The organism is Exiguobacterium abrahamii (genome assembly GCF_015645365.1).
In the GTDB taxonomy this organism is placed as follows: domain Bacteria; phylum Bacillota; class Bacilli; order Exiguobacteriales; family Exiguobacteriaceae; genus Exiguobacterium_A; species Exiguobacterium_A abrahamii.
Window position 1 is genome coordinate 348,355 of the sequence record NZ_JADOYC010000001.1, and the last position, 12,291, is coordinate 360,645.

General features: G+C 40.3%; 10 protein-coding genes and 1 other annotated feature. All 10 genes read left to right on the forward strand.

What is annotated here, in order from left to right; all coding sequences use genetic code 11:
* Positions 1-54: 54 nt before the first annotated feature.
* Complete coding sequence (locus ITJ88_RS01695) at positions 55-537, forward strand: hypothetical protein (RefSeq protein ID WP_195864505.1); 483 nt, start codon at positions 55-57, stop codon at positions 535-537.
* A gap of 63 nt (positions 538-600) precedes the next feature.
* Entirely contained in the window at positions 601-1,431 is an 831-nt protein-coding gene (locus tag ITJ88_RS01700; protein ID WP_195864506.1) for a GNAT family N-acetyltransferase, read from the forward strand.
* Between the two features lie 289 nt (positions 1,432-1,720).
* Positions 1,721-2,113 carry a hypothetical protein gene (locus ITJ88_RS01705; protein WP_195864507.1) on the forward strand — a complete coding sequence of 131 codons (393 nt, stop codon included), beginning with the start codon at positions 1,721-1,723 and terminating at the stop codon, positions 2,111-2,113.
* Between the two features lie 63 nt (positions 2,114-2,176).
* Positions 2,177-2,414: a binding site (T-box leader), on the forward strand.
* A 98-nt stretch (positions 2,415-2,512) separates the two neighbouring features.
* Positions 2,513-4,021, forward strand: coding sequence for a peptide ABC transporter substrate-binding protein (locus ITJ88_RS01710; protein ID WP_195864508.1), 1,509 nt, complete (start codon positions 2,513-2,515; stop codon positions 4,019-4,021).
* A 164-nt stretch (positions 4,022-4,185) separates the two neighbouring features.
* Entirely contained in the window at positions 4,186-5,469 is a 1,284-nt protein-coding gene (locus ITJ88_RS01715) for a methyl-accepting chemotaxis protein (RefSeq protein WP_195864509.1), read from the forward strand.
* Between the two features lie 214 nt (positions 5,470-5,683).
* Positions 5,684-6,583, forward strand: a complete 900-nt coding sequence (gene hag, locus ITJ88_RS01720; protein ID WP_195864510.1) for a flagellin Hag — start codon at positions 5,684-5,686, stop codon at positions 6,581-6,583.
* Between the two features lie 128 nt (positions 6,584-6,711).
* The gene (locus ITJ88_RS01725; RefSeq protein ID WP_195864511.1) at positions 6,712-8,430 is read left to right on the forward strand and encodes a glycosyltransferase family 2 protein; all 1,719 of its coding nucleotides are present in this window, start codon (positions 6,712-6,714) and stop codon (positions 8,428-8,430) included.
* 7 nt (positions 8,431-8,437) lie between these two features.
* Complete coding sequence (locus tag ITJ88_RS01730) at positions 8,438-10,111, forward strand: glycosyltransferase (RefSeq protein WP_195864512.1); 1,674 nt, start codon at positions 8,438-8,440, stop codon at positions 10,109-10,111.
* Positions 10,112-10,334: 223 nt separating this feature from the next.
* Positions 10,335-10,691: a flagellar protein FlaG gene (locus ITJ88_RS01735; protein WP_029342512.1), complete on the forward strand. Its 357-nt coding sequence runs from the start codon at positions 10,335-10,337 to the stop codon at positions 10,689-10,691.
* A gap of 17 nt (positions 10,692-10,708) precedes the next feature.
* Positions 10,709-12,280, forward strand: coding sequence for a flagellar filament capping protein FliD (fliD, locus tag ITJ88_RS01740; RefSeq protein ID WP_195864513.1), 1,572 nt, complete (start codon positions 10,709-10,711; stop codon positions 12,278-12,280).
* The last annotated feature ends 11 nt before the right edge of the window (positions 12,281-12,291 follow it).

The window sequence follows — 12,291 nt, forward strand, 5'->3', positions numbered from 1 at the left end:
CCTATTTCACAAAAGGGAATCCATTACTATCGATCATTTTAAGGGGGAGTCAGCATGAAACGAATCGCAATGACAGGAGTCTTACTCGGAGCATGTCTGACTCCGGTGACGGGCTTTTCTGCAAGTAACGTGACATACAGTAAAGGGGTTGTCGCGAACGAATCGTTCGGCTATACCGTCAAAACGACGGACGCGTTAAAAAAGGCGATCCAACAAGATAAAGTCGAGCTCGTCAAAAACAAGACGGTCAAATCGAAATACGGTGTCGTCACGCGGAGCGGCACGTTCGCGTTGTACTATAAAGTCAAAGGAGCGGATCAGTTGCTCGTCAACTTGAACTACGAGCCGAAGAAGCTCTCGAAAAAACAGTTCGACCGTGAAATCGGATATGGTACATATCTCGGGACGAAAGGTAGCAAAACGTACTACTACGTCTTACCGACGGAAGCCGTCAAAGGCGCTGTCGGCAAAAAAGCGATCGAAAACTTGATCGTCAAGGACGTCCCGCAGATGATGAAGACATTCAAACTGCAATGAGCACTAGCTTTTGCTAGTGCTTCTTTTGTTCGTTCGGTATAGTTGAAAATGAGGTGAATGAATATGGAATGGAACGTCACAGACGTCAAACAAACAACAGATGTATTACAACTCGAAAAATGTGTCAACGATCATGATGGCATTGAATTAAAGGTCGCAGCCGATTGGGTCGGCGAGAACGATTTCGCAATCTATGATGGCGAGCAATTGATTGGATATTTACAAGCATTCGCGTACTTACCGACGGAGTGGGAATTGAATGTCTTCGTTGATCCAGATTACCGGAAACAAGGCATCTTCACGGCACTCGTTGAAGCAGCACGGGCGCGGGCAACGGAAGCAGGCGTTGAAGCATTTATGTTCGTTATTGACGATGCAAGTGAGTCAGGTCAAGCTGTCCTCGAAGGATTAGGTGCTGAGTACCGGATGACGGAGTACAATATGATTTTGAAAAAGGCGCAGTTGTTCTTAAAAGCCGATCCGGATTTCGAATTACGAGAAGCGACAGCGGACGATCGTCCGTTCATCGTCGAGACGCTTGGTAAATCGTTCGGCAATACGGACGAAGAAGCGGAGTCAATCTATCAAGCGATTGAATCTGACGACCGGATTACGTTCATCGGTGTCGCAAACGGCAAACCGGTCGGTGTCATCCGTGCTTACCTTGCTTCCGATACACAAGCGAGCATCCATGCGTTTGCGGTTCGTCCAGAAGCGCAAGGTAATGGTTACGGCAAAAAGATGCTGAAGTTGATGGTTCAAGCGTTGTTCCGGACAGGTCGGACACAACTTGAGCTCGACGTCGAGACGGATAATGATCGTGCGCTTGATCTTTACAAAGAAGCGGGATTTGTCGTACATCGTGGCTATCAGTTCCACGTATTGGCGGTCTAAAATAATGAGCGATTGACGGATATTCCAGTGCATGCTGGACACTCAAGGTGCTCCACTCCTACAGGAAAAAGCGCAGTTGCGCTGTCAGAGACAAACAAGACCCGGCTCTTTGCTTGAAGCGAAAGAGTCGCGGCTTGTGTCTCGCCTGAGGAAAGGGAGCAAGACTTGAGTACATTCGTCGATTGCTTTTTTTTTATGATTACTATTACAGAAACTAAACAAAAACGTTGGAACCTTTTCTGCAATCCGTCGTATACTAGACATATGGAAAAAAAGAGGAGGCGACGTCATGGAGAGTCGACAGGATTCATTGCGGACGTTGAAGTGGGTATCAGGTGGAATGGAAGCGGTGCTCGGGATTCCGCTCTTAGGTGGTTCAATCGTCATTTTCTCAGGTTACAATGCCCTGTGGTTGATGCTCGCGTTTCACATCGTCGTCGTCGTATTGACGGCACGTGCCGGGAATGTCTCAAAAGGGAACATCGTCGGGATTGTCGCATCAACGGTCGGTGTCATTCCGGTCGTCGGGATGCTCTTACACATGGCAGCAGCAATCACGATTCTCGTCGATGCAGCACTCGGTAACCGAATCGTTACACGAACACATGTCAAACATGTCGAACCGATTCGACCACGTCCGGTCCGTCGGGAGCAAGAAAAACAAGAAGATCATCCGTTCTGAGTTTTTTTTCGTTGACAGCGAAAAACAAGCCGTGTAAAGTAAACAACAAGTTAAGCCATATCAATTACATCGACGACGCGGAGTAAGTATCGTCAACACTGCCGACCAAGCGAGTCAGGAATGGTGAGAGCCTGACACGGTAAGCTGAACGAGAATGGACCGCTGAGAGCCTGTTGAACCTTCGAGTAGACAGGACGGTTGCCCCCGTTACCGGGCTAGCTGGTTGTTGGACCAGCGACAAGTGGAGACGATTTTTCGTCTCAATCAGAGGTGGCACCGCGCGGATACAGGCGTCCTCTATGCATTAGCTGTTAGCTATGCGTAGAGGGCGCCTTTTGTTGTACGTCAAGGTATGCCGAATCATCCAACGCTCATCATATTTCTCAGGAGGCACTACACATGAAAAAGACATTGATCGCAGCGGCGAGTACGGCAGTCCTATTAGCAGGATGTGCAACGACAGAACCAGCAGAAGACAAACAGGCGGACAAAAAGGTCCTGCATACGATGGAGAGTTACGACCTCCTGTCGGTCGACCCGGCAGACGCCATCACATCAAATATCTTCAACCAAATCTACGAAGGACTCTATCGCTTCGATGCGAACAACGAACTTGTTCCGGCGGCAGCGAAATCACATAGCGTGTCTGAAGACGGAAAAGTCTATACGTTCAAGCTTGACCCGAATGCGAAATGGTCTGACGGAAAGCCCGTCACAGCAGAGAACTTCCGTTATGCGTTCGAGCGTGTCATTAAAACGAACTCACCGTTCGCTTACTTGCTCGAGCCAGTCGAAAAAACGACAGCGGTCGACGATGAGACGCTCCGAATCGAATTGAAACGTCCGACACCATATTTCCTCAGCATGACGACGTTCGGCACGTACATGCCGGTCCGGGAAGACATCGTCAAAGCTGAAGGCGACCAGTTCGGAACGGATCCAAAGACGAACGTCTACAACGGACCATTTACATTCAAGAAATATCAAGCCGAGCAAGGCTATACGCTCGCGAAAAACGCTGAGTACGCAGACCGGAAGAACGTCAAAATCGACGAAGTCGACGTGAAAATCATCAAGGATCCGATGCTTGCGATCAACTTGTTCGAGTCAGGTGAACTCGATGTCGCGCCACTCAACTCGGAGAACGTCGTGACGTACAAGGATCAAAAAGAGTACAACACGTTCAGTGATTCGCGGATGTTCTTCATCCGGATGAACGAAAAGACGGATGCCTTAAAAGATAAACAGACACGCCAAGCAATCGACGCGGCATATGATAAAAAAGCGATAACGGAAACGTTGCTCGGAAACGGATCACTCCCTGCTGACTACATCGTGCCAAAAGAACTTGATCCGAAATACGATAGTGCGCGTCAAATCGAATCGTCATATGATGTAGCAGCGGCAAACAAAGTGCTGGCGAAGCAAAATCTTGAGTTGACGATGTTGATCGAAGATGACGACGTCTCGAAAAAAATCGGGGAGTATATCCAAGGCGCGTTGAAGAAGCAGAATGTCGACGTGAAACTGTTGTCGCTTCCGAAGAAAGAGCGTCTCGCCCGTGAAGGACGAGGGGACTACGATCTGTCACTTGCGAGCTGGGCTCCGGACTATCAGGATGCGACGACATACCTGAACTTGTTCACGACCGGTAACCCGTTCAACATGATGGACTACTCGAACAAGCAGTATGACCGTCTCTTGAAACAGGCTGAAAGTGAACTCGATCAAGACAAACGTCTTGCGTTACTCAGTAAAGCGGAAAGCTTGTTGCTCGACGATCAAGCGATCTCACCGGTCTACCAACGGAAGAACGCCTTCTTGCAAAACACGGAAGTCAAAAATCTCGCCCGTCACAATGTCGGAACGGATATCTCGTATAAGTATGTTGAGATTGAGCGGAAATAAGAAAGAGAGAGTGATGGACGATTTGGTCCATCACTCTTTTTGATGTATTTTTGTCATCTCGCTGGGAATCGTTTTTGAAAATCGGGTCAACTGACTTAAAACGGTTACAAAAGAAACCGATAGAGAGGACGGTGAAAGAAGATACAGGAAAGGGAGTTTCGGTTATGCGTAAATTACGAAGCAACTTGAAGGTACGGTTATTCTTTTGGGTCTTGGCCATCTCAGTCGTCACGAGTGGTATCTCAGCCCAGCTTGTGCTTTATCTCCACCGGGGACTTGATGTCGCGGATACGAACGCGATTTGGATTGGAGCAGGGATTGGCTTATTGTTATCGTTGATTGGAACGTCGTTGACGCAATTAATCCTACGTCAACCAATCAAAGCGATCGAAAAGGCAACAGAGACGGCACGCGAAGTCGCAAACGGCAACTTCAACGTCGATTTCGAGGAAGCGAAGCGCGGCGATGAAGTCGACCAATTGATGCATGAACTCGAAGTCATGGTTCTACATATTCGCAAACAAGCGACACAGATGGGCAATTCAAGCGATAAGCTGACAGCGTCCGCACAAGAAATCGCAGCAGCAGTCCAGGAAGGTAATGCGTCAGGTGAAAGCATTCGTTCAGCAATGGCAGAGTTATCCGCGAAGATGAACGAAAATGTCGATCAAGCCTACTTGTCGATGGATGCCCTTGGTGCCGTCAAACGGACGATGGATGAAGTCGCAAAAGAGATGAACGAAGCGTTGAAATCAGCGACGGTCATGCAGACGGAAGCCCAGAACGGGAAGACGCTTGCGACAGATTCTGTCGAGGCGATGCATATGATTTCGAAGAAGATGGAACAATCAGCGACACTGAACGGTCGACTGACGGATATGACAGGTGAGATCTCACGAATCACGGATGTCATCAGTGACATTTCGGCACAGACGAACTTGCTCAGCTTGAACGCATCGATTGAAGCGGCACGCGCAGGCGAAGCGGGACGTGGTTTTGCCGTTGTTGCAGCAGAAGTCAAAAAACTTGCGGAACAGACGGCGACCTCTGCAAAAGAGATCACCGATTTGATTTCTGGCGTCAAGCGTCTTGTTAACGATACTGCGAATGCAATGACCGATGTTCAAAGTGAAGTCGCAACAGGTGTCGGACTCGTTGAGCAGGCAGGATCGTCGTTCGAAGAGATTCATCATTCGACAGAGAACGTCTACTCACGAGTTAAATCGGTTGACCAGCTCGTCGTCAAATCGGATCAAGAAATTGATCAGGTCGGTTTAACGACAGCAAATATCCTTGCAATGGTTGAGGAAGCATCGAAGCACGCAGAGCAAGTCTTGCAGGCGTCAAGCCATCAAGCGGCATCGCTTGGTGAAGTCAATGGAGCAATGGAAGAGCTTGTAGCAGTAGCAGAACAATTACAGGAAGAGACTGGAGCGACACGTCTCTAAACTATAGGGAAATCGTACATCCAAACCAGATGTGCGATTTTTTTGTATTTTTTTGAAGAAAGTTGTTAAACATTTCGAGTGGACGACGATATATAAGGTGGAAGCAGTCATCGACTAATTCTACCGTGTCACCCTTGGGCCGGCCAGGGGACACATCTCGGAGAAGACGGATCTTCAAAGAGACAAAAAACTTATCCTATGGAGGGAAATTACAATGATTATCAATCACAACGTAACTGCGCTTAACACGCACAACAAATTGTCTGCAGCTTCTGCAGCACAAAGCAAGTCAATGGAGAAACTCGCTTCAGGTCTTCGCATCAACAAAGCAGGAGATGATGCAGCTGGTCTTGCAATATCTGAAAAAATGCGTGCTCAGGTTCGTGGTTTAGACCAAGCTGGACGTAACGCACAAGACGGAATTTCATTGATTCAAACAGCTGAAGGTGCATTGAATGAAACGCATGACATTCTTCAACGGATGCGCGAACTAGCAGTTCAGTCTTCCAACGATACTAATACATCGACTGATCGTGGTGAAATTCAAAAAGAAGTTGACCAACTTGCTAAAGAAGTTACACGTATTGCAAATAATACAGAGTTCAACACTAAAAAATTGCTAACTGGAGCTGCTGATGGTTCTAGTACTGCTGTTACTGGTAGTGATTCTTTAACTTTCCATATTGGTGCAAATACAGATCAAAATATTGAACTAGAAATTAAAGCTATGGATGCAAAAACTCTAGGTGTTGCTGGTTCTGCAACGTCGAACGTTGCTGCTTCGGGTACTTCTTTAGCTGCTACGACTTCTGGAATTGATGTATCTACACAAAGTACTGCAAACTCTGCAATTACTTCAATCAATACTGCAATCGAAACTGTATCAGCTGAACGCTCTAAACTTGGTGCTAACCAAAATCGATTAGACCATACAATTAACAACTTAAAAACATCTTCAGAAAACTTAACAGCTGCAGAATCACGAGTGCGTGATGTTGACATGGCTAAAGAAATGATGAACCAAACGAAAAATTCAATTTTAGCTCAAGCAGCACAAGCAATGCTTGCACAAGCGAATCAGCAACCCCAAGGTGTACTCCAGTTACTCCGTTAATAGCTGAATTTATAATCAAAAAGTAAAATATTTAGGACTCTCTAAAATTTAAAGGGAAAGTATTTTTATACTTAAACACTTTAATTCTTTAGAGAGTTTTTTTATTGATATTTGAGGAGAAAGAAATCATGGAGAAAAATAGTATTTCAGCATGTATGATTGTTAAAAATGAAGAAAAACATATTGAAAAATGCTTAAAAAGTTTAATAAATCAAGTTGATGAAATTGTAATTATAGATACTGGTTCTACAGATAAAACAATTGAAATATCTAAACAGTATACACAAAAAATTTATAAAATTAGATGGGAAAACAATTTTTCAAAAGCAAGAAACTATTCACTCAAGTTTGCTTTAAAAAAATATATTTTGATTATAGATGCAGATGAATTTTTGGATGAAAAAATAAATATAAAAGAGAATTTAAATGCTAGAAATGCTGACATTTATAAGGTAAAAATAAATAATGAATTATCAAACGGAGGATCATACAGTCACTTTGCTTATAGAATATTTAAAAATAGCATTGGATTAAAATTTGAGAACGCACTTCATGAACAATTAAACTTAAGAAATAATCAGTATACTATAGATGAAATACCGATTTGTATTACTCATACAGGATATTTGCATGAAACTCAAATAGAAAAACGAAAAAATGAAAGAAATCTAAAAATTTTAAAAGAGGATATCTTACGCGAGGAGAATGATTATAATACTTATAATTTAGGAAGAGAATATTTAATTTCAGGAAATTATAATTTAGCATATAAGTTATTTGAAATATCATGTAAATTGAACAGTCAATCACTTTTTATGCCGGACTTATTAAACAAAAAAGCAATTTGTCTTATAGAAATGAACAAGAAAGATGAATTTTGTAATTTAATAGAAAGTTCTATTGAAAAATTCCCAAATGAAACAGAATTATACTATACAGCTGGAAATGGTTATTTAATATTTAAAGACTATGAAAAAGCAAAAGAAAAGTATTTAAATTGCATACAAAAAGGTGAAAATGGTTATCAAACGACAAGAGGTATAAGTAATTACATATCTTATTTTAAACTAGCAGAAATTGCTTATCAGGAAGAAAATTTAATTGAAGCGTTTGATTATATTGTCATGTCACTAAAAATTGAAAATAATTATATACCATCAATTATTAAATATTTCGAAATTACTGACAAAGCGAAAATTCCTAATGAGAATATAATTTTGACTTTTGAAATTTTATATAAAATAAATAGTAAAAATGATTTAAAAAAAATTATAGAAATTTTATATCATATTCGTAATATAAATCTAATTCATTATCTAGAAAAATATAATGTAAAAGTCGAAAAAAATATAAAAGCTGTAGCTTTGTTACTTAATAGAAAAATTGATTGTGCGTACAAAATTTTTATGGATGAAAAAAAAATTCCAAATGATAATTTAATCGATATATTTGTACTATGTTTAATTTATAAAAATTACGATTTACTTAAACAAGTAGATATTGATCAAAACAATAAATCGAAAAAAATATTAAATTCAATCTTATCTGATTCTGCAAAAAGTAATTTTAAAAATGAAAACTATAAAAAAATAAGTGATTTAGAAATTGTTAGTGATAGTGTTTCATATATTTTGAAATTGAATCAGGTAACTGTATTAGAAGAGTTGATTAGAGTATGTAGGCATTCATCGATTTTAATAAATACCATTACTCAGCAGTTAATCAAAATTAATGAATTAAATATAGCCAAAATTTTAATGGATGAATATGTTTTAAAATTTGAGATGGATCATAATACTAACCTTACCATCGAGCAATGGAAATATAAAATCAGTAAAAGGACGTGACGAATGTATGCCAACAAGTTGGTATCAAGCAGTACCAAATATTTTAGACAATGTTCAAATGGAAATGCCGCAAAGTATTTTAGACATTGGGATAGGATTTGGTAAATATGGACTATTACTTCGAGAAATTGTAGATGTAGCATACGAAAGATACTTTCCGGAAGAATGGATTATTAAAATTGATGGCGTTGAAGCTTTTTCAAATTATATAAATCCGGTTCATAAGCATATTTATAATAACGTAATTCAAGGTGATATTGCTCATGTAATACACAATGTACAGAATTATGATGTAATCCTACTGATTGATGTTCTTGAACATTTTTCTAAAAATGAAGGGAAAAAGTTAATTGAAAATATACTTTTGCGTACAAATAAAGCTTTAATAATTTCTACTCCAATATATCCCGAACCACAAGAAGAATATCAAGGCAATAAATTTGAAGAACATAAAAGTAGATGGTATCTTACTGATTTTTTAGAATTTGATTTTACTTATCAAGAAATAAAAATAGGTGATAATGGAGCAAATATATTTAAGTTATATCCCAAAAATAAAGAGGAGAATCTTATATCTATCAACAAAAATGATAATTCGCCTTTAGAATTACCTTCATCATTTACAATTGCTTACTATCTTCCCCATACAAATCTTACTGGTGGAGTAAAAATGCTTTTACAACAAATGTTTTATCTAAAGAAAAGAGGACACAAAGTAATTGCTGTTATAAAAGGGAATAAAGATCAAAAAGCGATACCTGATTGGAGCAATTTTGGGGAATTTGATGAGATTATCGTTCCTGAAGATGAATCGGTAACTTCTTATCTTAATAATGTGGATATCATTGTAGCTGGATGGATAAACCAGTTGACAGAATTAGAAAATAAAAAAATACCTGTATTTTATTGGGAACAAGGTCATGAGTGGCTTTTTGGAGATATAGCAAATATAACTCAAGAAAAACAAATTCGAAATATGCTATATAATAATTACCGTAAAGATGTTAAAATCGCTAGCGTTTCTCCGATTGTCAGCAATATTATTCAAACAAAATACAATCGGGAAACTATAGTATTACCAAATTTTATTGACACCAATTTTTATTTCCCAAACATAGAATATACTGAAAATGATGTTCCATCCATATTAATTATGGGCAATCCTTCTTTAAGGTTTAAAGGTATGGATGTTAGTTTGAAAGTTTTAGAATTGGTATGGAATTTAGGTTATAGATTTAAAGTAAAGTGGGTTTCTCAAATCCCAATAACATTGAATATGATATATCCATTAGAAGTGATAATCAGTCCATCACAGGAAAATCTCGCGAGTATTTATAGAGAATCTGAAATATTCTTATCTACAAGTTGGTATGAAGGTTTTTCTATGCCACCACTTGAAGCGATGAGTTCTGGAGTGGCTGTTGTGTCAACATTATCAGGAGGAATTCAAACTTTTGCGACTCATTATGAAAATTCATTGCTCTTTGAACCAGGAGATATAGAAGGTTTAGCTACAGGAATAATATATCTAATAAAAAATCCCGAAGTTCGAAAACAACTGAGTCAAAAGGGGAGAAAAACTGCAGAAGTTTTTGAATATACGATAGGTATTAGTTTTATTGAGCAATTGTTACAAAAAACATATTTAGAATATAAAACTCAAATTGTTAATAAATTTTAATGAATAACTAAAATAAGTAAACAAAAGATGGTTCCATTTTTTCTGGAATCATCTTTTGTTTACTTATTTATTATGTAATTACCCTGTTACGTATTTATAGAAATTATAATAACTTATAATGACTTTTGAATTTTTCGTTTCTTTGAAAATAGAAAGAATAGAATTAATAAAACAGAACTATCTACCGATATAACTAATAGAGTAATAGGAGGAGTGAACAATTATGAATTCTATTAATACGGAAATTCGCCTTCATCTACCTTCGAACGTCCTACCGTACGAAGCAACACGCAATGTGTTTGTGGAAGCGAATCAGGAAGCACTAGCAGAAGAAGGTGTCGTGGTCCTACCGACACCGCAACATATTACGAAGCTCGAAACAGCGATGGAACAGGCAAATATTAAACTTGAACTGCAACGAACAGGATTGAAATTCGTCAAACATGAACAGTTGAATGAATACTATATTCAAGTCGTCGATACGAATAATAACGTCGTCCAAGAAATTCCGAGTAAAAAGGAACTCGATTTCTTTGCGGCATTCATGGAATTTAATCAACTAATCGATAAACGGATTTAACGGAAGGGATTGATTGGATGGCAGGCATTCGACTGAGTGGTCTTGCGAGTGGAATTGATACCGAAACGATGATCAAACAATTGATGCAGGCGGAACGAGCGCCGGTTGATCGGTTATCGCAAAAGAAACAGACACTGACATGGCAACGCGATGCGTATCGAGAGATGAATCGAGCATTGCTTGATTTTCGGACAGCAGCAAGTGACATGCTGTTATCAAAGAACTATCAATCGAAGACTGTTACTAGTTCTAATCCGACTGCATTGACGGTAACGGCAAGTCCAGTTGCGGCAGCAGGTAGTGTGACGATTGACAGCATTGATCAACTGGCTAGTGCGGCTTCGGTGACTATGGTCGCAGCAAGTGGGAAGAAAAGTGATGCCACACTTGAAGAGAGTGGATTGTTCACGAAAGACGCAGATGGAAAAATCAACGTCCAAATCAATACCTTCGATGCAACAGGCAAAGCGGTGACGGAAACTTTACAACTGGATGCAACACAAAAAATCTCGGATTTGACAGTAGCAATCAACGGTAAAACAAGTCTCGGGATGAACGCCGTGTTCAATGATTTAACAGGAAAACTCGTTTTAACGAAAACGAGTACTGGAAATTTGAATCCAAACGGTGCCGACATCTTGATTGTTGATGCTTCAAATAACACCGCAAAGATTAACTCAGAGGACAAAATCTTTGGTCGTGAAGGACAGAACGCCAAATATACGATAGGTGGACAACAACTTGAGCAGACAACGAATACTTTCACGCAAAGCGGTCTGACGATCACGTTAAACAACGTCGCGACGACGACAACGACGATCAATACGACACTCGACACACAGAAAAACTTTGATTCGATCAAGAACTTCGTTGATAAGTATAACGACGTCATTGATAAGATGAATAAAAAAGTTCGTGAAGAAAAGTATCGTGATTATCAACCATTGACGGATGCTCAGCGCAAAGAATTGAGTGAGGACGAAGTCAAGAAGTGGGAAGAAAAAGCGATGAGTGGTGTGCTGAAGAACGATAGCTACTTACAGGACGGTCTCAATCAGTTCCGCAGCGCGATCTCATCAAAAATCGACACTGGTTACTCGTATACGTCAGGTACGGATACGATTCAACTTCAGTACATGTCGCAAATCGGAATTACTTCAACGAGTGATTTTCGGGATGGTGGAAAGCTGAAAATCGATGAGACGAAACTGAAGAAGATGCTCGAAGAACAGCCAGAAGGTGTCTTTAAACTGTTCACAGCTGATGCACCCGAACCACCGAAGGATGCTCAAGGTAATCCGGTTCCAAGTCAAAATGGAATCGATGGATTTGTCCGTCAGATTCAAGGTTTTGCGACAACGCTACGCGATAAGATTTCCGGAGTTGCCGGACGTGAAGGAGCAGTTGGTACCACCTATCGACTAGGGAAGTCTTTGGCGGATCTCGATAAGAGCATGCTGTCATGGGAAGACAAGCTAAAACGAAAAGAAGATAGTTACTATCGCCGATTTGCGGCGATGGAACAAGCAATGAACCAGGCGAACAGTCAGTCGGCGACGCTTGCTGGTTATCTCGGACAAGGACAATAAAAAGGAGGAAA

Bases quoted from the DNA above. Each gene is read 5' to 3' on its own strand.
- ITJ88_RS01700 (WP_195864506.1), top strand. From the start codon at position 601: ATGGAATGGAACGTCACAGACGTCAAACAAACAACAGATGTATTACAA.
- hag (WP_195864510.1), top strand. From the start codon at position 5,684: ATGATTATCAATCACAACGTAACTGCGCTTAACACGCACAACAAATTG.
- fliD (WP_195864513.1), top strand. From the start codon at position 10,709: ATGGCAGGCATTCGACTGAGTGGTCTTGCGAGTGGAATTGATACCGAA.
- ITJ88_RS01725 (WP_195864511.1), top strand. From the start codon at position 6,712: ATGGAGAAAAATAGTATTTCAGCATGTATGATTGTTAAAAATGAAGAA.
- ITJ88_RS01710 (WP_195864508.1), top strand. From the start codon at position 2,513: ATGAAAAAGACATTGATCGCAGCGGCGAGTACGGCAGTCCTATTAGCA.
- ITJ88_RS01705 (WP_195864507.1), top strand. From the start codon at position 1,721: ATGGAGAGTCGACAGGATTCATTGCGGACGTTGAAGTGGGTATCAGGT.
- ITJ88_RS01695 (WP_195864505.1), top strand. From the start codon at position 55: ATGAAACGAATCGCAATGACAGGAGTCTTACTCGGAGCATGTCTGACT.
- ITJ88_RS01715 (WP_195864509.1), top strand. From the start codon at position 4,186: ATGCGTAAATTACGAAGCAACTTGAAGGTACGGTTATTCTTTTGGGTC.
- ITJ88_RS01730 (WP_195864512.1), top strand. From the start codon at position 8,438: ATGCCAACAAGTTGGTATCAAGCAGTACCAAATATTTTAGACAATGTT.
- ITJ88_RS01735 (WP_029342512.1), top strand. From the start codon at position 10,335: ATGAATTCTATTAATACGGAAATTCGCCTTCATCTACCTTCGAACGTC.